Source organism: Sulfurimonas sp. HSL1-2 (genome assembly GCF_039645565.1).
Classification (GTDB): domain Bacteria; phylum Campylobacterota; class Campylobacteria; order Campylobacterales; family Sulfurimonadaceae; genus Thiomicrolovo; species Thiomicrolovo zhangzhouensis.
On the sequence record NZ_CP147914.1, the window covers coordinates 567,735 to 592,276 of the forward strand.

At 50.6% G+C, this 24,542-nt stretch carries 24 protein-coding genes; 20 read left to right on the top strand and 4 right to left on the bottom strand.

Annotation, left to right across the window (positions count from 1 at the left end):
- Positions 1-91: 91 nt before the first annotated feature.
- Entirely contained in the window at positions 92-715 is a 624-nt protein-coding gene (locus WCX18_RS02880; protein WP_345989406.1) for an acyl-CoA acyltransferase, read from the top strand.
- Positions 712-2,097: a Na+/H+ antiporter NhaC family protein gene (locus WCX18_RS02885; RefSeq protein ID WP_345989408.1), complete on the top strand. Its 1,386-nt coding sequence runs from the start codon at positions 712-714 to the stop codon at positions 2,095-2,097. The genes WCX18_RS02880 and WCX18_RS02885 overlap by 4 nt, the downstream gene beginning before the upstream one ends.
- Here the strand turns inward: WCX18_RS02885 and WCX18_RS02890 are convergent.
- Positions 2,094-2,312 carry a WGR domain-containing protein gene (locus tag WCX18_RS02890; protein ID WP_345986101.1) on the bottom strand — a complete coding sequence of 73 codons (219 nt, stop codon included), beginning with the start codon at positions 2,310-2,312 and terminating at the stop codon, positions 2,094-2,096. The two genes, WCX18_RS02885 and WCX18_RS02890, sit on opposite strands and share 4 nt — an antisense overlap.
- Positions 2,313-2,410: 98 nt before the next feature.
- Positions 2,411-2,911, bottom strand: a complete 501-nt coding sequence (locus WCX18_RS02895; RefSeq protein WP_345989410.1) for a hypothetical protein — start codon at positions 2,909-2,911, stop codon at positions 2,411-2,413.
- Between the two features lie 134 nt (positions 2,912-3,045).
- Here WCX18_RS02895 and WCX18_RS02900 point away from each other — a divergent pair, with 134 nt between their 5' ends.
- Together WCX18_RS02900 and WCX18_RS02905 are read left to right on the top strand one after the other, a co-directional pair.
- A complete protein-coding gene (locus WCX18_RS02900; RefSeq protein WP_345989412.1) occupies positions 3,046-3,714 on the top strand; it encodes a response regulator transcription factor in 669 nt (222 codons plus the stop codon).
- Positions 3,662-4,852 carry a HAMP domain-containing sensor histidine kinase gene (locus WCX18_RS02905; RefSeq protein WP_345989413.1) on the top strand — a complete coding sequence of 397 codons (1,191 nt, stop codon included), beginning with the start codon at positions 3,662-3,664 and terminating at the stop codon, positions 4,850-4,852. The genes WCX18_RS02900 and WCX18_RS02905 overlap by 53 nt, the downstream gene beginning before the upstream one ends.
- Here WCX18_RS02905 and WCX18_RS02910 read toward each other — a convergent pair.
- Positions 4,836-5,126: a c-type cytochrome gene (locus tag WCX18_RS02910; protein ID WP_345989415.1), complete on the bottom strand. Its 291-nt coding sequence runs from the start codon at positions 5,124-5,126 to the stop codon at positions 4,836-4,838. The two genes, WCX18_RS02905 and WCX18_RS02910, sit on opposite strands and share 17 nt — an antisense overlap.
- A 339-nt stretch (positions 5,127-5,465) precedes the next feature.
- On the opposite strand from WCX18_RS02910, the gene pckA reads away from it, so the two are divergent.
- The 3 genes from pckA (at position 5,466) to WCX18_RS02925 (ending at position 9,665) form a co-directional block, all read left to right on the top strand.
- Positions 5,466-7,058, top strand: coding sequence for a phosphoenolpyruvate carboxykinase (ATP) (pckA, locus tag WCX18_RS02915; protein ID WP_345989417.1), 1,593 nt, complete (start codon positions 5,466-5,468; stop codon positions 7,056-7,058).
- Positions 7,059-7,135: 77 nt separating this feature from the next.
- Positions 7,136-7,705: a DedA family protein gene (locus WCX18_RS02920; RefSeq protein ID WP_345989419.1), complete on the top strand. Its 570-nt coding sequence runs from the start codon at positions 7,136-7,138 to the stop codon at positions 7,703-7,705.
- Between the two features lie 16 nt (positions 7,706-7,721).
- Positions 7,722-9,665 carry a DUF6044 family protein gene (locus WCX18_RS02925; RefSeq protein ID WP_345989420.1) on the top strand — a complete coding sequence of 648 codons (1,944 nt, stop codon included), beginning with the start codon at positions 7,722-7,724 and terminating at the stop codon, positions 9,663-9,665.
- Between the two features lie 50 nt (positions 9,666-9,715).
- On the opposite strand, the gene uvrB is transcribed toward WCX18_RS02925, so the two are convergent.
- Positions 9,716-11,689 (bottom strand): excinuclease ABC subunit UvrB, encoded by a 1,974-nt coding sequence (gene uvrB, locus WCX18_RS02930; RefSeq protein ID WP_345989422.1) that lies wholly within the window; start codon positions 11,687-11,689, stop codon positions 9,716-9,718.
- A 99-nt stretch (positions 11,690-11,788) separates the two neighbouring features.
- On the opposite strand from uvrB, the gene WCX18_RS02935 reads away from it, so the two are divergent.
- Genes WCX18_RS02935 through WCX18_RS02995 form a run of 13 tightly spaced genes read left to right on the top strand, consistent with a single transcriptional unit; the run spans position 11,789 to position 24,510 of the window.
- A complete protein-coding gene (locus WCX18_RS02935) occupies positions 11,789-12,022 on the top strand; it encodes a hypothetical protein (protein ID WP_345989423.1) in 234 nt (77 codons plus the stop codon).
- A 22-nt stretch (positions 12,023-12,044) separates the two neighbouring features.
- Entirely contained in the window at positions 12,045-12,278 is a 234-nt protein-coding gene (locus tag WCX18_RS02940) for a hypothetical protein (protein ID WP_345989425.1), read from the top strand.
- A gap of 4 nt (positions 12,279-12,282) precedes the next feature.
- On the top strand, positions 12,283-13,110 hold the full coding sequence (locus tag WCX18_RS02945; protein WP_345989426.1) for a sialate O-acetylesterase: 828 nt from the start codon (positions 12,283-12,285) through the stop codon (positions 13,108-13,110).
- A 58-nt stretch (positions 13,111-13,168) separates the two neighbouring features.
- The gene (locus WCX18_RS02950; RefSeq protein ID WP_345989428.1) at positions 13,169-14,110 is read left to right on the top strand and encodes a glycosyltransferase family 2 protein; all 942 of its coding nucleotides are present in this window, start codon (positions 13,169-13,171) and stop codon (positions 14,108-14,110) included.
- Positions 14,107-14,841: a sulfotransferase gene (locus WCX18_RS02955; protein ID WP_345989430.1), complete on the top strand. Its 735-nt coding sequence runs from the start codon at positions 14,107-14,109 to the stop codon at positions 14,839-14,841. The genes WCX18_RS02950 and WCX18_RS02955 overlap by 4 nt, the downstream gene beginning before the upstream one ends.
- Positions 14,835-15,188: a hypothetical protein gene (locus tag WCX18_RS02960; protein ID WP_345989431.1), complete on the top strand. Its 354-nt coding sequence runs from the start codon at positions 14,835-14,837 to the stop codon at positions 15,186-15,188. Before WCX18_RS02955 ends, WCX18_RS02960 begins: the two co-directional genes overlap by 7 nt.
- A gap of 11 nt (positions 15,189-15,199) precedes the next feature.
- Entirely contained in the window at positions 15,200-15,493 is a 294-nt protein-coding gene (locus WCX18_RS02965) for an EamA family transporter (RefSeq protein WP_345989433.1), read from the top strand.
- Positions 15,480-16,028 (top strand): DapH/DapD/GlmU-related protein, encoded by a 549-nt coding sequence (locus WCX18_RS02970; protein ID WP_345989435.1) that lies wholly within the window; start codon positions 15,480-15,482, stop codon positions 16,026-16,028. Before WCX18_RS02965 ends, WCX18_RS02970 begins: the two co-directional genes overlap by 14 nt.
- Positions 16,015-17,139, top strand: a complete 1,125-nt coding sequence (gene rffA, locus WCX18_RS02975; RefSeq protein WP_345989437.1) for a dTDP-4-amino-4,6-dideoxygalactose transaminase — start codon at positions 16,015-16,017, stop codon at positions 17,137-17,139. Before WCX18_RS02970 ends, rffA begins: the two co-directional genes overlap by 14 nt.
- Before the next feature lie 4 nt (positions 17,140-17,143).
- Positions 17,144-18,973, top strand: a complete 1,830-nt coding sequence (locus tag WCX18_RS02980) for a DUF6044 family protein (protein WP_345989439.1) — start codon at positions 17,144-17,146, stop codon at positions 18,971-18,973.
- On the top strand, positions 18,970-20,802 hold the full coding sequence (locus tag WCX18_RS02985; protein ID WP_345989440.1) for a DUF6044 family protein: 1,833 nt from the start codon (positions 18,970-18,972) through the stop codon (positions 20,800-20,802). Before WCX18_RS02980 ends, WCX18_RS02985 begins: the two co-directional genes overlap by 4 nt.
- Positions 20,777-22,645 carry a DUF6044 family protein gene (locus tag WCX18_RS02990; RefSeq protein WP_345989442.1) on the top strand — a complete coding sequence of 623 codons (1,869 nt, stop codon included), beginning with the start codon at positions 20,777-20,779 and terminating at the stop codon, positions 22,643-22,645. Before WCX18_RS02985 ends, WCX18_RS02990 begins: the two co-directional genes overlap by 26 nt.
- Positions 22,642-24,510 (top strand): DUF6044 family protein, encoded by a 1,869-nt coding sequence (locus WCX18_RS02995; protein ID WP_345989444.1) that lies wholly within the window; start codon positions 22,642-22,644, stop codon positions 24,508-24,510. The genes WCX18_RS02990 and WCX18_RS02995 overlap by 4 nt, the downstream gene beginning before the upstream one ends.
- Positions 24,511-24,542 lie beyond the last annotated feature (32 nt).

A 24,542-nucleotide genomic window follows, 5' to 3' on the forward strand; every position in this document is an offset into this window, starting at 1 on the left:
ATCATATTTGCAAAACGTAACATCTCGTGGTACACTTACCTCATAGCGATAAAATGGTGGCTACATCATAACATAGACGGCAGGGACGCATATGAATCCGAGTGTCAGAAAAGCGACGGAAAGTGATGCCGGTATCGTGGCAGAGGCGATACTCACAAGTTCGAGGGCAGGGAAGAAGATCGGTATCTTCGACCTGATCTTCGAGACGTCGGATGATGCGCTTTTGCTCGAGCAGCTCAGTGCTTTGGTACGGACGGCAACCAAAAGCTACTGCCATTACAGCAATTTTCTTCTGGCGGTGTCGGGGAGTGAGGTCGCGGGAACGATCTGTGGTTATGAACCGCGGGTGGCAACGCATGATGTTTTCACTCAGGCTCTGGCGGAAATTGGGGTTGACGAAGGGTACCAGGAACGCATCGCGACCTACCTGCTGGTCAAACCGGAAATTGACCGTCAGACCTGGGTCGTTGACTTTATGACCGTGATAGAGGGACATGAACCGCTGCCCGTTTTCGCGGAGTTGATCAAAAAGAGCCTCCTGTCCGCACGGCTGAAGGGGTACCGGAAAGCGCAGACGATGGTGGAGATAGGCTCTTCAGATGCACAGATCCTTTACGAAAAGCTCGGCTTTGAAGTGATCGATGAGAAACGAAGCGAGTTGTATGCCGACCAGTTCGGCCGCGCCGGGATCAAACGACTACAGATGACGCTGTGACGTATACCCCTGACGTCTTCTCGCTGCTGCCGCCGGCTGCGGCGATCATCCTGGCACTGCTGACACGCAGGGTGCTGCTCTCCCTGGCTCTCGGAACGTTGACCGGCCTCCTGGTCTATACCCGGTTCGATCCGGTCGCGGCCATGGTGGAGGCGTGGACGCTCTTTGCGACACTCTTCAGTACGCCGTGGATATTGAAAACCCTCGGTTTCGCCGTGCTGGTGGGATCGGTGATGGAACTGGTCCGCCGTTCAGGCGGGATCGACGGGTTCGTTCATCTGCTTCAGGAACGCTACCGGATGCTCCGTTCGCGCCGGGGGGCACTGCTGCTGGTCTATACGACGGGACTTGTCATTTTTATCGAATCATCCATCACTTCCCTGATCGCCGGGGCCATCGGCAGACCCCTCGCCGGACGTTTCGGGTTCAGCCGCGAAAAACTGGCCTATGTCTGCGACTCTACGGCCGCACCGGTCTGTTCCCTGCTCGTGATCAACGGGTGGGGGGCACTGCTGCTGGGACTGATTACGACGCAGATCGGTGCCGGGTACCTTCAGGGTGATGCTGTCAGCATCCTAGTGCATTCGGTCGTCTTTAACTTTTACGCCATCATCGCACTGCTGCTGACGTTTTCCGTCATCTGGTTCGAGTGGGATATCGGGCCGATGCGCCGATGCAGCGCCCCGCACGCCGCCTATGAGCCGGAGACGAAGCATGGGGATGCATCACTGATGATCCTGCCGCTTCTGCTGATGGTTGCAGGCGTTTTCGTTTTTCTGTGGATCTCGGGCGGCGGCGATCTGCTCAAAGGGAGCGGGAGCAGTGCCGTCTTCTATACGATGCTGCTGACGCTGGGCGGGATTGCCCTGCAGTACCGTCTGAAGCGGGTGATGTCATGGACGGAGTACGGGGCGGCTGCCCTCGGCGGCGCACGTGCGCTCTTCCCGATCGCGACGATCCTGCTTTTTGCCTTCGCTATCGGGAAGGTGATCGACCTGGTCGGTACCGGCAGTTACCTTGCCAGTTTCCTGGAAGCGGGGATGGCGCATGTCTGGCTTCCCGCTGCCGTTTTTGTCCTGGCCTCTATCATGGCCTTTGCAACGGGGACAAGCTGGGGAACGTTCAGTGTCATGCTGCCGATTGCCGTGGCAATGGGGGCCGCCGGAGAGAGTTATATGCCGCTGCTCATCGGCGCCGTGATCTCGGGCGGGGTCTTCGGCGACCACTGCTCCCCGATCTCGGATACGACGATTATCTCCTCCCTCGCGGCGGGGTGCGATCATATCGATCATGTACGGACGCAGCTTCCCTACGCTCTTCTGGCCGGCGTCGTTGCGCTTGGAATGTTCCTTGTGGCGGGGTATGGGATCGAAACGCGTTAGGAGGAGAGGAGTTCGAACCCCTCTGCTTTTTTGGCGGAGATGAGGTTGAGCGAACTGAGAAGGGCCTCTTTTTTGCTGCTGAAATAGTGCTTTTTGGAGGTTTTGGAACAGTGTTTTCCGCAGTGGTGAACGAGCAGATAGTCGTTGAACAGCGTGGGGTAGAGTGCGATCTTGTAGTAGGAGAGGGACCGGTCGTTTTTGCGCACAAGAACCATTTTCGCAATCCTGTTCGGTTTTGTTGATTGTAGCGGATTTGCTTAGAAAATGCAAAAAAACGGAAGACAACGTATTGTTGACCGGCCGAACTGAACGGTTATTTGGCGTCGCCGGCAGGTGCCTTGGAACGGAATGCCCCGCTGTCAATGTATTTCAGAAGTGTCCTGGGATAGACAGAGGGAATGGTGACGGTGAGCTCGCCCTTCGGTCCTAGGAAGAGCAGGGTCGTTTCCTTCTGGGCGGCGGTTTCGAGCCAGCTGCGCGGTACGCTGATGTAGTAGTTGTCGTAATAAATACCGTCCCGGATATAGGAGGTGTAGGCAAAGACGTCGTGCTGCTTGCCTGCCGTATCGACGGCCGTCGTAAAGCCGCCCCACTCGGTCGCCTTGAGACTGAAAAGCAGCAGATAACGCGGTGGGATGATGTCGGTGATCTCGTCCCTGTCGTCAAGGGTGAGCTGTACGTTGAAGGTGGTGCTGAGTCCGGCCCGCTCTCCCAGGTAGCGGGGGGAGGAGATACGGCTCGGAGGGACGATGGAGACCTGGTTCTCTTCCGGGTAGGAGACCTCTATATGTTCCAGGAGATACGCTTCTGTCATGGGATCGGGTATAGACTCCGGAACCGGCTTTTTGGCACAGCCCGTATTCAATAGAATGATAAGAAGTGGTAATAACCAGATGACTGTTCGCTGCATGGTCGACAATTTTACCATAACCTGATACAATCAACTGCATGAAGAACGCGACGATCCTGCTGCTTGAAGATGATACGGCTTTGCATGAAACCCTGAGCGAATACCTCGATGAGGAGGGGTTTGAAGTTGTCGGCTGTTTCGACGGGGAGTCGGCGGAAGATCAGCTGTATGAACGCAGCTTTGACCTGCTGATCCTTGATGTCAATGTTCCGGGGAAGAACGGCTTCGAGGTTTTGCGGGAGGCACGGGAACGCGGGGTCGAGACCCCGGCGCTTTTCCTGACGACGCGCGACAGTGCCGCCGATGCGGAACAGGGTTTTGAGAGCGGGGCGGATGACTATGTCCGCAAGCCTTTTTCGCTCAAAGAGCTGCTGCTGCGCGTCCAGAGCATGCTGCGCCGCCGCTTCTCCCACCCCGCCAGTGAGCGGATGGATCTGGGAGGCGGATTGGCGTTCGATCTGCAAAACGCACTCCTCTACGATAACGGCGAACCGGTCAAACTGGCGGAAAAACCGCGGAAACTCCTCGAACTGCTGCTGCAGCGCCGCGGTGACGTCGTGACCCACGAAGTGATCAATGCGCACCTCTGGGGCTTTGAAGAGACCCCGAGTGAAGAAGCGCTTCGCACTTACATCAAAACCATCAGGAGCGCCGTTGGCAAAGACCGTATCATCAGCCACAAACGTACGGGCTATCAGTTTCGCTGAAAACCGGACCTTTCGCTCTTTCGTCCTGCTCTATACCTTGATGGGACTTGCGATCCTGGCACTGCTCGGGCTGCTCTACTTCCGTGCCTCCAAGGCGGAGATGCTCTCCTCGCACCGTTTGTCGATGCAACTTGAAGGGGAGAGTTATCTGCCGAACCTGATCAGATGGATGCAGGGGGAGCGGGCGGACTTCCCGGTTGACCCGGCCTACGACACGGCGTTCTACCTCGGCAAAAAACATGTGGGCGGCCGTCTGCCGATACCGCCGCCGGACTTTTCGCCGGGTGTCCACGAAAGCGGGGGGATGATCTACCTGGTGATCCCGATGGGCTCTTACGGCCTCAAAGAGGGCAAAACGGTGATGATGACCCGGGATGACGGACTGTGGCTGCAGCTTTACTGGCGCAGAGCAGGCATGTACGGCACGGCGCTGTTCATACTGCTGCTGCTGACCGGGGTGGGGCTTTCCCGCCTGTTCCTGCGGCCGATGAAAGAGGCGGTGGCGCTGCTGGACAGTTTCATCAAGGATACAACCCATGAACTCAATACACCTGTCACGGCGATATTGACGAACGTGGAGCGCCTTGATACGGCGGCGCTGGATGAGAAGCAGCGCAAAAAGATCGCCCGTATCGAGACGGCGGCACGCACGATCGGGTCGATCTATGACGATCTGACGTTTCTGCTGCTGCGGCGCGATGTCCGTATCGAGGACGTTCCGATTGATCTGGCAGTATTTGTGAAAGAGCGGCTGGAGTATTTTCAGACCCGTTTCGATGCAAAAGGGCTGCATGTGGAGATGGAGGTGGAAAGGCCGGCAAAGGTCGTGATGGACCGGACACTGGCGGCACGTCTTATTGACAACCTTCTTTCGAATGCCGTCAAGTACAGTGACAGGGATACATCGGTTCTGGTGGGGATCAGTGCGGAAGGATTGCGGCTTGAGAACACCGGCGTCCCGATCCCGGAGGAAAAACTCTCCCATATATTTGAGCGTTTTGCCCGGGCGGACGAGAGCCGGGGAGGGTTCGGTATCGGGCTGCACCTGGTAGCGCAGATCGCGGCCCGGTACCGCATCCGTATCGCCGTGGAAACGGAGGGGAAACGAACCCGTTTCGTGCTTACTTGGCCCCGATAAACTCTGCGATCGTTTTGATCTGTGCATCGTCCAGGGAAGCAGCCTGGCCTTTCATCAGCGCTTTCATAGAAGCGCCGTAGGTACCGTCTTTATAGCCCTTGAGGGCCGTTTCGATCTCCGCGGGTGTCATCGTATTGATGACTTTGCTTTTACCGAGGGCGTGTTTTTCGCCGTTGGCACCGTGGCAGGCCGCACATTTGTTAAAGAGGGCCTGGCCGTCCGCCGCGCTGAGTGCGACCCCGAGGATGGTGATGAGTAACAGTGACTTTTTCATGGTGTGTCTCCTAATGGTTTGATACAGGCAGTATAGAAAAGCATTGTGGAGGGATCGTGAAGTAGTAGGATATACCTGTCGGCAGCATTTGGTGGTTAAAAAATACTTCAGTCCGCCTATTCCTCTAAAGCAGTGCAAAAGACGCAAACAGCGCACCCTTTCGAAACCGAATGCAGCATCTTAACTTCTCGCTTTCAGGATGGTTATGCCTTCAACGACGTATAATTCCAGACCTCGTTCTTGTATGCGGCCTGGTAGAGTGTCTTACAGTGTCTTAAGCGAAAGCAAACGGCAGGCCTAATACCATATAAGAACAGCAAAAGAGAGAAGGCAGACAAGATGATAAATGCGGAAGCACTGGAAGCATTAGGCATTAAGAATACCCAAGAGATTTTTTACAACCTTTCCCTGGACGATCTGATCGACCACGAACTCAAAAACGGCGAGTGCCATATGACGAGTAGCGGTGCGACCACAGTCGATACCGGTATCTTCACCGGCCGCAGTCCCAAGGACAAATTCTTTGTCTTTGAAGAGCCTTCCAACAAATACATTGCCTGGGGCGACGTTAACCAGCCCGTCTCCAAAGCAGTGTTTGATGAGGTGTATGCTGTCGCCGTCAAAGAGCTTTCCGGTAAGAAGCTCTACGTCAACGACCTCTTCAGCGGTGCCAGCGCCTCCAGCCGCCGCAATATCCGTTTCGTTTCCGAAATCGCATGGCAGTCCCATTTCGTCCGCAACATGTTTATCGTTCCGAAGACGGAGGAGCTTGAAGGGTTCACGCCGGATTTCACGCTGCTCAATGCCTGCAAAGCCGTCAATGAGAAGTGGGAGGAGCATGGTCTCAACTCCGAGGTATTCGTTCTGTTCAACGTCGAGGAGAATATTGCTATCGTCGGTGGTACCTTCTACGGCGGGGAGATGAAAAAAGGGATCTTCTCCATGATGAACTACTGGCTGCCGCTCGAGGGGAAGATGGCCATGCACTGTTCCGCCAACGTCGGCAAGGATGGGGATACGGCACTCTTCTTCGGCCTTTCCGGTACGGGGAAAACAACCCTCTCCACCGACCCGAACCGTGCACTGATAGGTGACGATGAGCACGGCTGGGATGACGAAGGCGTCTTCAACTTCGAAGGCGGCTGCTACGCCAAGGTCATCGATATCGATCCGAAGAACGAACCGGAGATTTACGCCGCGATCCGTCGCGGTGCGCTGCTGGAGAACGTTGTCTTTGACGAAGAGGGAACTGTTGACTACGGTGACGGCAGCAAAACGGAGAACACCCGTGTCTCCTACCCGATCGAACATATCGAGAACCGCCAGCCGGGCCTGATGGCCGGGCATCCGAAAAACATCATCTTCCTCACCGCGGACGCTTTCGGCGTTCTGCCCCCGGTTTCCAAACTCTCCAAAGAACAGGCGATGTACTACTTCCTCAGCGGCTACACGGCCAAGGTCGCCGGAACCGAACGCGGGATTACCGAGCCGGTCGCAACCTTCTCTGCCTGTTTCGGGGAAGCGTTCCTGCCGCTGCACCCGACGGTCTATGCGAAACTTCTCGGCGAGAAGATCGACAAGCACGGTGTCAACGTCTACCTGGTCAACACCGGCTGGACGGGCGGCCCGTACGGCATCGGTAAACGTATGAGCATCAAAGACACGCGCGCCTGTATCGACGCGATCCTTGACGGTTCCATCAACGACTGCGAATTCGATACGACGAGAACGTTCCGTCTCAACGTACCGAAGACGCTCGGCGATATCGACCCGAAGGTTCTCAACCCGCGCAACGCCTGGGCAAACAAAGAGGAGTTCGATGCGGCGCGTGACCGCCTCGCGGCCATGTTCATCGACAACTTCCACAAATATGAAGAGGCGGGTGGTCACGAATTCGACTACCACGAGGCGGGACCGAAAATCGAGTCCTGATCCCGACGGGCTCGCCCGTTGGCCTTTCCTTCTTCTCTTTAGAGTATAATCCCCCAAATCTCTTTTTCGGACTGTTTATGGAAGATATGTTCTCCAACTTGACGACGTACGGCTATATTGCACTTTTCCTCTATTCGCTCGGCGGCGGGTTTGTGGGCCTGATGGCGGCCGGGGTACTCTCCTACATGGGAAAGATGGACCTGGTGACGGCGATGACGGTGGCGATGGTCTCGAACTTTTTGGGCGATACACTGCTGTTTTATATGGCGCGCTACCACAAGAAAGAGGTGCTGAACTATTTTCACAAACACCGCCGTAAGCTGGCCCTGTCGCATATGCTGATGAAGAAACACGGCAGCTGGATCATCTTCATGCAGAAATTCGTCTACGGCATCAAAACCCTGATCCCGCTTGCGATCGGGATCACGAAGTATGATTTCACACGCTTCTCCATCCTCAACTTTTTCGCGGCAGTGCTGTGGGCCCTGGTCGTGGGGCTGGGGAGTTATCTGGCCGGCAAACCGATCATGGGTATTTACGAGGTTATTGTCGAACGCCCCTATATCGCACCGCTGATCATCGTCGTCCTGGGAGGGTTGATTTGGTACTATTTGGTAAATGCCACGAAACGGCAAAAGAAATCATAAATATACAGACAGAACATTGAGCTCTTTTCTGTCATGGCTTTCAAATGCGATCCATCAAAACTTGAAGCCGAACTGCTACTCCGTATATTCTGTCAATAAATATATCATCCTTCATCGCCGCTATTGGCTTCTTTTTCTTTTAGCGGCCACAGGTTTATATCTGTTCCCGCTGTTTATCTATACGGGTGATTTGAAATATTTTATTTTTGACAACATCAATGGAAATCATCTTCCTCTGTTGGCGAAATGCGGATTATTATTTGCCGAAAGTCATAAAACAATTGCCATGATTTTCAATGGTCTCCCGAGAGGGGCGTTTGGCAGTGAATTTGATATTCAAGTGTGGCTATATTATTGGCTTGATACCCTTCAGGCCTATATTGTCAATGAGTTCACTATACACATAGTTGCATTTATTGCAATGTATGCGTTCCTCTGGAGATATCTTCTAGCCGATGAGAGTGAATCCATTAGATTTTTTTCTGCTTCGACAGGTGCTTTTTATTTTGCAATAACACCTTTCTTGCCTACACTGGGGTTAAGTATCGCGATCATGCCGTTGGTTGCCTTTGCATATATAAGAATATGGCAAAGACAGAACGGTTGGATAGAATGGTTGATTCTAAGCCTCTTCCCATTTTATTCAAGTTTTGCCCAGGTTTATGTTTTTTTTCTTTTCACCGCCGTAACGATTGCTCTTTTCGGAATGTTACGTCATCGCGTCATTCACTTCCGTCTCCTGTTCGCCCTTCTGCTGGTGATATTTATTTTTTTATGCAAAGACTATCGGTTAGTATTGCAAATGATCTTCGATAGCGGTTTTGTGTCGCATCGTGTTGAGTTTGCGAAGTTTGACAAAACATTTATGGACGCATATCGTATGGCGCATCTGCAGTTTTTGCACGGGTTGAGTCATGCAAAGGGTATGCATTTTGAACTATTGCTTCCGGCAGCAATATTCGCTGTGCTCTTGTCTCTGCTCAAACAAAAACTGACACCTCTTTTCTCGCTGATTCTTTTATCGGTCTTCATATTTCTCGTCCTTGTAGATTTCTGGTCTTTCCTTTTGGCGCAGAAATACAGTCTTCCGCTCTTTTTCATTTTTATTGTCTCAGTTTACAAGTTCCAGCACGATAAATATGGGAAATGGTTGTCCATTATCTTGATACTACTTGTTGGTCTCTCCTATTGGCTTGGATTTAGTTTTTATGAAAAATGGGATGAAATCACCAAAGAGCTCTTATTGATCAGAATGTTTGATTTTTCAAGATTTTTCTTTTTTTCTCAAGTGCTTTGGGCAATTGCAGCTGCCTTGGTGGCCATTGTCGTTATGCGAAAAGTGCAATTCGCTCTATTGATATTGTCGCTGTTTGTCATTTTTCAGTTCGCCATCGGCAGGGAAAAAGCATATTTCGGTATGGGAAAGCAGCCGTATCTCTTCTCATATAATGCGTATTTTGCAGCATCCCAATTTCAGCGGATTGAAGACTATATCGGAAGAACACAGTGTTCATATAGGGTTGTTAGCCTGGGCATCGATCCCATCGTTGCTCTTCATAATGGTTTCTATACGTTAGATGGGTATATGGTTAACTACCCATTGCAATATAAACATGAATTCAGAAAAATTATTCAACGGCATTTGGAAAAGAATGATGAGGCAAGAAAGCTTTTTGATAATTGGGGCAACAAAGTCTATTTGTATGACAACGGGGTGACATACGATTATCTGAATGAAGAAATGCTCCGGAATAACAATGCACTCGTCTATAATGATTTGGATATGAACACGACGCAGATCTCCCGAATGGGCGGTCAATATTTGTTTTCATCCAGACGTATTCTTGAGGCACAAAAATTCGGATTGAGGTATCTGGCAACTTTTGAAGATGAGAAAAGTGTATGGACAGTGCATCTGTATGCAATTATAGGTAATGAGCCGCAGGGAAAGAACTTCTAAAAATCAATGGCTTTACTCAAGAAAATTTTATAGGGAACATTCTTACAATGTCATAACTGTCTAATCTTGGCGATCTCGTCGCGTAGACGGGCCGCCTCTTCGAATTCCAGCTTCTTCGCCGCTTCCTTCATCTTCTGGTTCAGTTCATTGAGAATCTTCTTGCGTTCGGCAGCGGGCATCTTCTCCAGTTTCTTGCGTTTGTTGTAGAGCTCTCCGGTCTCTTCGAGCTTGAGGTTTTCGTCGAGTTTGCGTTTGACGGTCGTCGGGGTAATACCGTTGGCTTCGTTGTGAGCCATCTGTTTTTCGCGGCGCTGCTTATTGATGTCGATGGCGGCCTGCATCGAGCGTGTCATCTTTTTGGCATAGAGGATGACACGGCCGTCGGCGTTGCGCGCGGCGCGCCCGATCGTCTGGACCAGCGAAGTCTCCGAGCGCAGAAAGCCCTCCTTGTCGGCGTCGAGGATGGCGACGAGGCTGACTTCGGGCAGGTCCAGCCCTTCGCGAAGGAGGTTGATCCCGATGAGGACATCGAACTCCCCCAACCGGAGGCTTCGGATGATCTGGTTACGTTCGATCGCATCGATGTCGGAGTGCATATACTGCACCTTGATACCGAGGTCGGCCAGATAGGTCGTCAGTGACTCCGCCATCTTCTTGGTCAGGACCGTCACCAGGATACGGTCGCCTTTTTCCACGGTCTTTTTGATCTCGTCGTGGAGGTCTTCGACCTGGTTGTCGGAGTCCTTGATCGTGACGATGGGATCAAGCAGCCCCGTCGGACGGATGATCTGTTCGGCCTTGACGGCACTGAGCTCGAGTTCCGTTTCGGCGGGGGTGGCGGAGACGAAGAGGTAGTGGGGCGCTTTGTTGATGAACTCCTCGTACTTCAGCGGCCGGTTGTCGAGGGCGCTCGGCAGACGGAAGCCGTATTCGACCAGGACCTCTTTGCGGCTGCGGTCGCCGGCGTACATGCCGCGGAACTGCGGCAGTGAGACATGCGATTCGTCGACGATGATCATGTACTTGTCGTGGTTGATGGCGAAGTAGTCCAGCAGGGTATAGGGCGCTTCGCCCGGCTTTTTGCCGGTGAGGTGGCGTGAATAGTTCTCCACCCCCTTGCACATGCCGACGGTCTCCAGCATCTCCAGGTCGAACTCGGTCCGCTGCTTGAGGCGCTGCGCTTCGACGATCTTCTCGTTGGCAAGCAAGTTGTCGAGGCGCTCGCCCAGCTCGTCCTCGATCGTCTTGACGGCCCGGGAGAGCCTCTCCTGGCCGACCGTGAACTGGCTGGTGGCGTAGACAGTTACCTTCTCCTTCTCCTCGAGCTTCTTGTTAGCGATCACCTCGAAGGTGTAGATGGCCTCGATTTCGTCGCCGAAGAATTCCACGCGGATCGCCTCGTCTTCGAGGTAGGGTGGGTAAATGTCGAGAACGTCGCCGCTGACGCGGAGGTGGCCGCTGTCGAAGTAGGTGTCGTTGCGGGTGTAGCCCATCTCGACCAGGCGCAACAGAAGCTCTTTTTGCCCGACCTCCTGTCCGACTTCGAGGATCTGCACCATTTTGGCGTACTCCTCCGGATCCCCGAGACCGTAGTTGGCGGAGACGGAGGCGATGACGATGACATCGTCGTAGCTGAGCAGGTTGGCCGTTGCGGAGAGACGCAGGCGTTCCAGTTCATCGTTGATGGAGCTGTCCTTCTCGATAAAGAGGTCCTGGCGCGGGATGTAGGCTTCGGGCTGGTAGTAATCGTAGTAGCTGATGAAGTACTCGACGTGGTTGTTGGGAAAGAAGGCTTTGAATTCGCTGTAGAGCTGGGCTGCGAGCGTTTTGTTGTGGGTCATGATGATCGTCGGCAGCTGGGTCTTCTCGATGACTTTGGCCATCGTATAGGTCTTTCCGCTCCCGGTGACCCCTTCGAGGGTCTGGTAACGGTTCCCCTCCAGGACGCTCCCGGCCAGTGTGGCAATCGCCCCCGGCTGGTCCCCCGCCGGTGCGTATTCCGTGACGACTTCAAATCTGCCCACCCATCATCCTTTACTCTTATCTCTTTGTGATAGAATTATAACCAAGAGCGGCGGGGCCCATCCCTGCCGGAGAATTGAGCGAAACAGGATTAGAGAATAATGGAACAGCAATCACAAAACGTCGTTGACAGACTCGGCGGAAAAGTCGCGCAGGTCATGGCCCAGCTGCACGCCCTCAAAGAGGAGAACGAGGTTCTGAAAAACGACCTGATGAACCAGCAGGCGCAGAACGAAGCCTTCCGCGGCCAGATCGAACGTCTTGAGGCGGACAATGCTGCCAAAGAGCGCGAGATCGAAGAGATCGTCAACAAGATCGAGAGTATTCTCGGATAAGCCGGCAGACCCGGCACAGCGTATGAGCAAAAAAGTCTCCCTCACCGTCAACCGCAGCCGCTTCGACATCGACCTCGACGATGCTTTCGCGGATTTCCTGCTGCACCAACTCGAGAAAGATTTCAAACTGGACGGTAACAACGATCTGAAGGTCTTGCTGCAGGCGTATGTCAAGAAAAACTATGAGTTGTTTGAGCAGGATAGAAAAATTGTCAAGTTACTTGAGCAGATGACGGTGGAGTCTGCTGAAGCATAACGTATTGAAAAACAGACACCTTTTTATTTCCATCGCTTCACTCTCCGTACTTTTTTTGTTTTCAGTGTCAGTATTTCTGTCCGGACGCACCGCATTGTGTGTAAGTAAGTCAGGGGAAACTCCACATTATCGGGTGATATTATTCGCCGGGCAGTCCAATATGTTTGGAATGGACCCGCTGCAAGAGCCCTACTCCGAAGCAATGTTGGGTCATCATCGGTTTGCCAATTTGAGAGACGATACCGATTTGCCAAAACGCGGTATCGGTCCTGCTAATAGCATGATGAAGGCATTGATTGAAACGTTTCCGGATGAACATTTTATATTTGTCATGTTTGCAGTCGGCGGGAGCAATGTCAAAGAGTGGGGGCCTGACAGATCAACAGGCTTTACGGTTCAATATAAAGACGAAACTTCTACATTTTACGAAGTCCTGCTCAAAGGGATTGAAGAAGCAGTCGATGGCCGGGATGTCTCCTGCGCTGCCCTGGTCTGGATGCAGGGGGAAGCGGATAGCCGCGAGTTGGAGTTGGCGGAAAATTATGACAAAAACTTTGACCGATTTTACCGATCACTGCAAAAAGATTTGGGGGTAGTGGATCTTCCTCTTATCATCGGGGAGGTAAACCCGCCTCTGAAAACCCACCGGTATCGTGAAACAGTGAGGACGTTGCAGGTTAAAATGGCACAAAAATATGCGAACGCTGTTTTAGTAGATACGGACGATCTGGCCAAGCTGGAGGATGAGCTCCATTATACGGCAGCAGCAGATATTATACTCGGCAAACGTTTTTTTGAGGCCTACATGCAGCTGATGCGGCATTCACATTAATCCACATGTCAATTGCCAAGATCGATATAGTATAATCTAATAAAAAAGTGTACTTTGCATGAAAGAAATGCTTCACAGCTTTAGATATTCCATTGTCATCCCCGTTTACAACAGTGCTTCTTTTGTCACGAAAACGGTTCATCAAATAATCGAGGAGACTGAGAAGGCGCATCTTGTTGCCGAAATCATATTGGTAAACGACGGCAGCAGTGATGGAAGTTGGGACGTCATCAAGGGCCTGGCCCGTGAACTTCCGAATGTCAAATCGATCAATCTGATTAAGAATTTTGGGCAGCACAGTGCCATCCTGTGCGGCTTTGAGCATGCCTCTGGTCTGTACGTTATTACGATGGATGATGACCTCCAAAACCCACCGAGCGAGATTGTAAAACTGACAAATGCTATCGAAAAGAGCGAGTTTGATCTCGTTTTCGGTAAGTTCACTGAAAAAAAGCATGCAAATTACAGGAAACTCGGCTCGAAAGTTATCGGATATTTGAATCGTAAGATTTTCAATAAACCGGATCATATCGTATTGAGCAACTTTAGGATAATCCACAGGGATGTCATAGACCGTCTGCTTTCGCATAAAACCGCTTACCCTTATATTCCGGGGCTTTTATTGCTTTATGCTACCAATATCGGGAATGTAGAGGTCGAACACCACGAGCGCATAGAAGGTAAGTCAAACTATACCTTCAAACGTATTGTCAGTTTGGTGAGTCGTCTCCTTATCAACTACTCTTCCTATCCTTTGCGCCTGCTGAGTATGATCGGGCTGATCATTTCGGGTGCCAGTTTCCTTCTCGGTGTCGTTTATCTTCTTCTCGGCCTTTTCGGGTACGTGAATGTCCCAGGATGGACGACAATGGTCGTCCTGACGTCATTCCTCGGCGGTTTTATTATTGCGATGCTGGGGATCATCGGGGAGTACCTGTCGCGTATTCTTGATCAACTTTCTTCGGAACGCAGTTACTATGTCAGAGAGATTGTAGAGTGAAGCACAGCCATTTTATCATTGTCGGCGCGCAGCGCAGCGGTACAACCTACCTGTATGAACTGCTAGCGGCGCATCCGGAGGTTTGTATGGCAACACCCGTGAAGCCGGAACCGAAGTACTTTCTCGGTGCTGAAAAAACACGTGATTATTCTACATACCTTTCCAGCTTTTTTAGCGGCTGCGGTCGCGAGGCGGTTCTGGGAGAGAAAAGCACGAGCTATTATGAAAGCGAGGGCGTTGCCGAACGCATTGCCGAGCTTATACCGGAAGCCCGTATCGTCTTCATGTTGCGTGATCCGGTCGAACGGGCCATTTCCAATTACTTTTTCAGTCGTAACAACGGTATTGAATCCCGGTCGCTTCGGGAGGTCTTTTTGCAGAACAAAACAGCACCGGCATATGACCGTTCCAGTATTTCCGTTAACCCGTTTGATTACCTTGGCCGCGGGGAATATGTGACATTCATCCAAAAATATCTTGCCGTCTTCGGGGCAAAGCAGGTCGGTGTTTTCTTTTTTGAAGAGCTGACGAAGCGCCTGGAGGCTTTGGAGACGCTGTATGAATTTATCGGTGTGGATCGGTCGTTCGTACCGGAGTGTTTTGCAGAGAAGGTCAATGCTGCGCAACGACATACCGTTGTCACGGATGATGTCACCGAAGCGTTGCGTCAGTATTACCTGCAGCCGAATCAACGGCTCTCCGAATTGCTTGGTAGGGAGCTGCCTTGGTAGAGTTCAGGAAACTTCTTCTTGTCACCTTAACAGTGGTATTGACACTGGCCAGTGCCGCTTTGCTCAATTTCGGGGCAAAGCACCTTTCTGAAGGAGTTGTGGTCTCTTCAGCCGTTATTTTTTCCGTTTTAACTTTTAATGTACTCAAGCTGAAGCTCTGGGGGGACATCTACCAGCGGTACCATCTGCATGACAGTTACCCGCTGACTGCCGTTTTTTTTCCGCTGATTTATCTCTATGCTGTCGCGATCGGGGAAGGAACGCTGGTATGGAATAAAACACTGGGAGTGCTCCTGATCGTCATCGGTGTCGGGGTGATGAGTTACAATAGGACATCTGCACAATGAGCTGGGGGTGTTTGAGTCTGGCAATTTTGGCCACCGCTTTTGGACAGTACAGTTTCAAACGCTATAAAATGACGCGCAGAGGGTTGTTCATAGCCGTCGCTTTAACACTTTTTGTACTGACGCCCGTACTGAGTTTCTGCGCGTTAAAGCAGATCCCTGTCGACACGGTGTATATGTTCACATCTTTAACGATTTTGGTGGTATTGTTACTTTCACACTTTTCGTTGAAAGAAACAATTCCCTTTCAGAAACTGATAGGTGCAGGATTTATTTTGGCAGGAGTCGTGCTTTATGGTATTCAGTAAAAATACAAAGCGGCATCTCTTCATGTGGTATTCCTATGGTTTGAACCTTGGATTAATGCTGCTGAACCTCATGCCACCTCTTCTCAGGACATTGTGTCTGCGCATCGTGTTCGCTGGTTTCGGCCGGAATGTATTTGTCGATTACGGATGCTATTTCCGGTTTCCGAAAAAAATCCGGGTTGGTAACGAAGTGACGATTGGCAGGGGGTGTATGCTCCTGCCCTCATATTTCATTGAATCCTCCGAGATTGTCATCGGCAATAATGTCAGAATCGGACCATCGGTATCATTTTTGGCGGCCGGGCACGATCATCGGTATCTTCATTTACCGGATACCGGGGGAAGGATTCAAGTGGGTGATAACGTCTGGATCGGCGGAAATGTCACCATTCTGGCCGGAGTGAACATTGGCGAAGGTGCAATTGTGGCAGCGGGGGCGGTGGTGACTCGGGATATCGAGCCCTACTGTATCGCCGGAGGGGTCCCTGCCGTAAAAATCAAGATGAGAGAGGTCATGCACAATGATCTATTTTAATGTGTCGCCGGTGACCGGCGATGAAATGGCCTATATTGGCGAGGCAATCCAATCACGCCTGTTGGCCGGAGACGGCCGTTTTACAAAGATGTGCGAGGCATGGTTTGAAAAGAGCTTGTCAACGCCAACAGTACTGATGACAACTTCTTGTACACATGCACTCGAGATGGCTGCAATGCTTATCGGAATAGTGCCGGGCGATGAAGTGATCATGCCCAGTTATACCTTCGTCTCGACGGCCAATGCCTTTGTGATCCGAGGGGCAAAGATTGTTTTTGTCGATGTCCGTCCGGATACGATGAATATCGATGAAACACTGATTGAGGGTGCGATCACCCCGAGGACTAAAGCGATTGTCCCGGTGCATTATGCAGGTGTAGGCTGCGATATGGAAACCATCATGGATATTGCGACGCGGCATGGGCTCTACGTTGTGGAAGATGCGGCACAGGGGATGATGTCGACCTATGCAGGCAAACCGCTCGGTACTATCGGCCATCTGGGGACTTACAGTTTTCATGCTACCAAAAACTATACGAGCGGCGGGGAAGGTGGCCTGCTGATTATCAATGATGAAAAACTGGTGGACCGGGCACAGATTATTCGGGAAAAAGGGACGAACCGTAATCAGTTCTTTAGGGGGATGGTCGACAAATACAGCTGGGTCGATGTCGGGAGCAGTTATCTGCCCTCCGAAATCCAGGCCGCCTACCTTTGGGCACAGCTGCAGCATGCAGGTGCGATCCTGGCGGACCGTATGAACAGCTGGCAGGCCTATGACCGTTTTTTCCGTGCAAGCCCATATGCGCTTGAGCTGCCTACGATTCCAGAAGCGTGCATTCATAACGCCCATATGTATTACATCAAAGTAAAGGATCTGGAGGAGAGGCGGCAGTTGATTGATCACATGCGTGATCAAGAGATTAATGCCGTATTCCATTATGTTCCGCTGCACTCTGCACAGGCAGGCAGGCGTTTTGGCCACTTTCAGGGGGAGGACAGGTACACCACAAAAGAGAGTGAGCGCTTATTGCGTCTGCCTCTCTATTTCAAGATGTCAGGCAGTGATCTGGAACGGGTATGTGAGCAGGTGGATGCTTTTTTTAAATAGCAGATTGTTTCTTCTCACAGTCGTCTTCCTGACGCTTGCCTTATACCTTGGGCCGTTCGGGCTGTACGGTCCCTCTGTGGCTCTACCGACATTTGACAATCTTGACAGTAAGATCGTCCTTTATAAGATCTTGGCTGAAAGCGGTATGCTGTTTGCGCCTTCATCGTCTATTGTCCCCAATATGATGGATGGACTTCCGCGCCTCTCGTATGGGAGTGAATTGAATGCCTTGGTGTGGCTTTTTGTCTTTTTCAAACCTTTCACTGCCTATGTGATGAACGAAGTGATCATGCATCTGACGGCATTCGTCAGTATGCTGGTTTTACTGCGCCATTATTTTGTGCCTTATACCATTCGGTTCAGAAGGCTTGTTATCCTTTCGAGCTCTTTACTTTTTGCATTGACACCTTTCTGGTTCTCCGGCGGCCTGAGTGTCCCGGCAATGCCCCTGGTCTTGTACGCCTTTTTACGTATCAGAGATGGTCAGGGGAGGTGGCAGGAGTGGGCCGTACTGCTATTAGTGCCTTTTTACAGCAATCTGATTCTGGTGTACAGTTTTTTTTTAACGGCAATGGCACTCTGGGCAGTCGCGGACAGGATTGTGTACCGATCCATTAACCGCCCTTTTGTGGGTGCCATCGTACTGATGGGCATTGTCTATCTCGGTGTGGAATACAGACTGGTGATTTCTATGTTCTTTGATGATGCATTTATTTCTCACCGCACTGAATTCGTGAAGTATTACGGGACTTTTGCGGAGGCATTCCGCTCCGCACATTTGCTCTTCCTGGGAGGTGAAGAGCATACGGCAATACGGCTTTCACCTTATGTGATCGGCACTGTCATGATCGCGATGCTGCTTTCGTTCAAGTCATCGGATTTCTCCCGAAAAGATTCGTTGCTTGTCATCGCCGTGATCTTACTGGGGTTTTTTTCAGGGTTATGGAACACTGCCTTGGCGCAGAAGATGACACTCCCGGTCATTGTCTCTGTTTCACTGGTAGGATTTTTCCTGCAAAAAGGAATTCTCAGAGTATTGTTTGCGATGATGCTTGTTCAGATCGCGTTTGCCTATGAATATGCATTTTGGTTCTATGAAGGGATGCATGATCTCGCCCGGCAGTTTTCTTTTATCGAAATGTTCAATATGTCACGCTTCTATTTTATGGCGATTCCACTGTGGATTGTTATGCTGGCCATTTCGTTTTCGCTGCTAGTGTCCAAACTCAAGTATGCTGAGATACTCATCGGTTCCGTGGTAGTGATGCAGGCGGCAACCCTCTTCGACGTACGGACCTTTGTCGAAAAAGACCTTTATCACACCAAGGTGGGTTTCGAACAATACTATGCACCGGAACTCTTTGAAGACGTTGCAGATACTGTCGGAAAGCCTAAAGATTCCTACCGTGTGGTCAGTCTGGGGATTCATCCGCTTGTCGCACTCTATAACGGTTTTTATACGCTCGATGGCTATTGTACGAACTACCCACTCTCCTACAAGTACAGATTCCGTCCGGTCATTGCCGACAATCTGTCACGATATCCCGGCAATAGAAAGATGTATGATGATTGGGGAAGCAAGTGTTACGTCTATGCGGGCAATATCGGTTACATCCGTTATTTCCCCGGGGTGGTGCTGAAAGGTGTCGAGATCAATGTCGATTATCTGAAGGCTATGGGAGGGGAGTATGTCCTTTCAGGCTATGAAATAGACGGTGCGGCTGACATCGGATTGAAATTCATAAAAGTTTTTACAAGCGACAAGGCTTATTGGGATGTCTATCTTTATGAGGTGATAGGAACAGCAGGCGAAGGCGGGGAAAAAGTAGAATGAAGAGACTGGCACAGACCGTTTTGGACAAACGTACCCTGCTTGTTGCAGCACTGACGGTACTTGGACTCTATCTGCTCCCGTTGTGGGTTACAGGAGATAGGCTCTATATCCTGGTCTTTGATAATCTTGACTCGCCGATACTCCTGTTCAAAGTATTGGCAGAGAGCCATCAGCTTTTCGCGCCTTCCATGGAGATCATTCCGAACATGATGTCAGGTCTGCCGCGCTTGAGTTTTGGCAGCGAATACAATGTACAGGTGTGGCTCTACCTTCTTTTTAGCCCTTTTTTGGCGTATCAGATCAACTTGACACTTGTTCACCTGGTGGGTTTCATCGGTATGTATCTGCTGATGAACCGCCTGACGCCAAGGGATACCGGGCCATATCGACAGGCCGTTGCGGTATTGTCGGCGCTGCTTTTTTCCATACTGCCATTCTGGCCTCCCGGAGGGCTGAGCGTATCGGGGCTCCCTTTGCTGCTTTATCTCTTCTTGAAGGTCCGTGACGGGGAGTATGCCTATTATGATATTGCACTGCTGCTGCTCTTCCCGTTATACAGCAGTTTTGTCCTAAGCGGTGTGTTCTTTCTGACGGCAATCACGCTGCTTTGGATCGCAGATGTTGTGAGGAAAAAGGCACTGAATGCCCCATTTGTCGGGATGATTGCTTTGCTGGGTCTCTCCTATTTACTGGTGAATTACCGTCTGGTCGACCAGATGCTGCTTCCGTCGGATTTTATCTCCCATCGTTCGGAGTTCTTCCGCGATTTCGGTTCGTTCTTTGATTCGTATCGTTTTGCGCACCTTCTGTTCCTCAACGGCCAGGAACATACCTCTTGCTCGCAGGCGAACTGGATCATCCCGACTATTCTGATCGGACTATCGTTTTCCGTACTTTCTACGCCGCTTTCTAGATATGCGTCACTTTTTTGGCTGATGGTGATAGCCTTGTCATTTCTTTTCCCTTTTTGGCAGACGATGACAACGCAACGATACTCACTGCCAATGCTGCTGCTGTACGGTCTTGGGATCCTCCTGGTATCAAAAAAGCGGTTGCTTCCGCTGCTGTGGATCATCCAGATCGCTATTTCATACTGGCACGGCTTCTGGACGTACGAGGGATGGATCGGTTGGGTCGAAAAGTACCAGATCCTCCGTTCGTTCGATTTTTCAAGGTTTTATTTTCTTCAACCGATGTTGTGGATCATGATGTTGGGCATTGCATTTGCGGTCATTGTGAAAACAGTGCGGTATGGTATAGTGATGGTCCTTGCGATTGCCGTGCTGCAGTCCCATGCCCTTTTCCAGTCTAAAACGTTCATGAAGGCATCCGGCCCAGACAGGTTGAGTTTTCATTCATATTACGCAGAAACACTATTTCAGCGTGTAAGAACAACGCTGGATGAAGATCCTGCTGGCTACCGGGTCGTCGCATTCGGCATACCGCCGGCGGTCCTAATCTGGAACGGCTTTTATACAATCGATGGGTATGTGACGAACTATCCACTGTCATATAAACACGAATTCGCAAAACTGCTGGAAAAGGATTTTGCGAAGCGGCCGCAGAACAAAGCGATATTTGAGCATTGGGGAAGCAAGTGCTATCTGACCGGCGGTGTCTCTTATACGCATTATGTCCGCGGCCAACCCTTGGATGATGTACAGCTTGATACTGCAAGGCTGAGGGCCATGAATGTACGATACCTGTTTTCCGCGCATGAAATAAGGGCACCCGAACGCGATGCGTTGCGGTTGAAAACAAAAGTAGTAAATGATCAGGATAGTTATTGGGATGTCTATGTCTATGAGCTGGATACAGCAGAAAATTAAAATGGTTGCTTCGTGGAGCCGGGTCCCCGGGCTGCAGGAAAGGGTTTCGGTCGGCATGGCACTGACCGTTTTGGCAATATACCTTCTTCCGCTGCTGACATATGGGACATCTTTGCATATCCTGGTGTACGATAATCTTGACGGGATCATCCCTACCGTGAAAATTTTGGCGCAAAGCGGGCAGCTTTTCGCTGACTCTACATCGGTTCTTCCCCAGATGATGGGAGGACTGCCGAGGCTGTCATTCGGAAGCGAATGGCGTCTCGTGGTGTGGCTTTATTCCCTGTTCCCGCCCTTTGCGGCTTATGCTGTTCATGAAATACTCATCCACGTTGTCGCATTTGCATCGATGGCATATTTTTTGAAGTCGAACATTCTTTCGCCGACATACCCATACCGTAGTGTGATGCGCTACGGGATCGCACTCGCGTTTGCCCTCATGCCGTTTTGGCCGATGGGAAGCCTGAGTATTCCGTTGATGCCGCTGACGGCAGCTATTTTGATTAAGATACGTGCCGGGCACGCATCCCGCCTGGAGTGGGGCTTGCTGATGCTGGTCCCGTTTGCCAGCAGTTTCGTCGTCTACTATTTCTTTTTTCTCTTGATCGCCGGGGTGGTTTGGCTGCGGGATCTTCTCATAAGGCGTCAATGGAACCTTGCGTTTTTCTTTGCGATCGCGGGGATGGTTTTGGTTTTTCTTCTGGTGGACTATCGTCTGGTCCATGAGATGTTTTTCGACGTAGGGTATGTTTCGAACCGTGTAGAATTTATAAAGACCTATATTCCTTTCGCACAGGCGTATAAAATTGCGCACCTGACGTTCTTGGAAGGGCAGCCGCATAGCCGGAGCATACATCTCCCCTTTATACTGTCCATGGTGATTGTGGGGATCATGCTGACACGGGTTCGTACACAACTGTCTTTGCCGCTGTCACTTGTGCTTATGCTCCTGCTGGCCGGCACTTTCATGACGACGTTCTGGAACCAGGTCCTGGGAAATTTTTACACCATGCCGGTTTTGCTGGTCGGCACGACTGTTTTGCTGGTGGCGCAAACGCACTCTCGACCTTTTCTGGGACTGTTCTTGTTGCAGATCGTGATCGCTTATTGGTATGCCTTCTGGTATTACGAAGGGTGGGAAAAGATCGCGGAGCAGTTTCGATTCATCGAGATGTTTCATTTTTCCAGGTTTAATAACCTGCAGCCGTTTTTGTGGTATGTCTTGATGGCATACAGTGTTTCGATACTGGTCCGCAAAGTCCGTTTTGCGACGCCATTTCTTGTAATGCTCATCGCATTTCAGGTGGCGATGGCATTCAATCACCGAACGTTCCAGATCGCAGTAAGCCAGCAGGCCGTGACCTATGAAAATTTTTATGCTGTCGATATGTTCAAGAGGATCAAAGCATATATCGGTCTCCCGCAATCGCAATATAGGGTTGTCAGCCTCGGGATATACCCGGCGGTGAGCCTCTATAACGGTTTCTATACCCTTGACGGTTATATGAACAACTACCCTTTGTCCTATGCACATCTGTTTGAAAAGTTTACTCTTCGCCCCGATGCTTACCGTTATCGTAAAGAGCACGGCCTTCAAAACTGGACGAGCAAATGTTACATACCCGTGGAGGGGAAAGTATATTATGACTATACGAAGAACGGCAGTGCTGATCGTCTTGATATGGATACATCACTGATGTACGATCATGGGCTTCGCTTCGTATTGTCGGGATACAGGCTGAGTGCCCCTGAACAATATGGACTGGAGTTTTTAAAGTATTTTTCGGACCAGGAGAGTTTCTGGGATGTCTATTTGTATGCTGTGTGTAAGGAGAAGATGTGAGTTTTGACAAGCTGGCCGGGGAACGGATAAAGCAGTACTTCAGTACTTCTAGGAGCCGATTTTTTGTTTTTCTGCTCGGGATGGTGGCGATGGGAGTCTACCTGTGGCCGATCAGCAGCGGTGCCGATATGATCATGACAATCTCCGATAATCTCGATTCCGCGCATTCGCGGTACTATGTCCTGGCGAATAGCGGAAAGATTTTCGCAGATTCCATGAGTATGGTCCCGGGGATTATGCATTCGTTGCCCCGGATCTCCTTTGGAAGCGAATTCAACGTTTTACTGTGGCTTTATGTCATCTTCCCGCCGCTCGAAGCCTACAGTGTCAATCTTGTAATGATGCACATGGTCGCTTTTTGGGGGATGCTGCTGCTGTTGCGGAATCATTTTATTCCCCGTGATATTGCCTATCGCGAGTTGCTTGTTGTCCTGGGGACCTTGCTCTTTGCTTTCGTGCCATTCTGGCCAGCGGGCGGCCTCAGTGTTGCCGGTCAGCCCTTGGCGCTCTATGCATTTTTGAATATTCGAAAGAGCGGTGGGCGGTATTATGATTGGATGATCGTGACGCTCCTGCCGTTTTACAGCAGTTTTGTCTTGGCCTACCTCTTCTTCCTGATTCTGATGACAGGGCTTTGGCTTTTTGATTGGCGAAAAGAAAAGCGAATCAATACTGGTCTGTTTATCGCCATTGCACTGATGACAGCGATTTTCCTTGCGATTGAATATCGCCTGGTTTCCGTGATGCTGTTTGGTCAGGGCGGATTTGTGTCCCACAGGGAGGCATTCGTCACGGAAGTAAGAGGTTTTTTGGATGCCTATCGTGAATCACACCTGATCTTCCTTGATGGGCATGTCAATACACCCACAGTGCAGTTTGACATTGTCATTTTGGCGGTATTGGCAGCAATGGCACTCTTTGCACTTGTTGAGAAGATACGGATTGGAACACGCATTTCAATCCTGTTTATCCTGACGTTTTTTCTTATGATGTACAGTGGCGCATATATGGACATGATAAGATCAAAATATGCGATGGGGACGCTCCTCGTCATGACGCTTGTATTTGTGAAGTTTGTCCGCGTGCATGCATCCAGACTCTTCGGAATGCTTTTCCTCCTGATTCTCATGAGTTCGTTCCTCTACGGGTTTTGGTCTTATGAAGGGGTTCAGTTCATCAAAGAAGCGATGCCGTTTTTTGAAAAATTCAACTTTTCACGGTTTTATTTTTTACAGACATTGGCCTGGTACATATTGCTGGCAATGGCTTTCGTCATATTTGTCCGCTATTTGCGTTTTGGAATGGTCTTGGTCATATTTATATTCGTGTTCCAAGCTGACAATGCATTCGTCCGCCGCTCTTTTAACAAATTAACAATGCAGGCTGTCAGTTACGGCAGTTTTTTTGCCCCGTCGGTGTACAAGGATATTCGTGACTTCATCGGAAAAGATCCGAAGGATTATTATGTCGTCATGTTGGGGATGCACCCCTCAAGCGCGCAGTTGAACGGCCTGCAGACCCTGGACGGGTACGTCTCCAACTATCCGCTTGCGTACAAGCTGGAATTCCGCAAAGCGATAGAAAAGGAGTTGGAAAAAAATGCATTTATCATGCAGCGCTACGACACATGGGGCAGTTCCAACTACCTGTTTTCATCGGAACTGGGCAAATACGTCATCTACAAGCGTGAAGGGGTGATCCACCATTTGGATATCAACACCACGGTGCTGTATCAATTGGGGGGAAGGTATCTTTTAACACAGTACACGATCATGAATGCAGCTGACATCGGGCTGGACTTCAAAGCATCATTCGATTCGAAGGCGAGTTTCTGGAAAATCAACCTATATGAGATCAACCCGTGAACATTTAAGGTTCCAAAGAGAATATTAAGTTT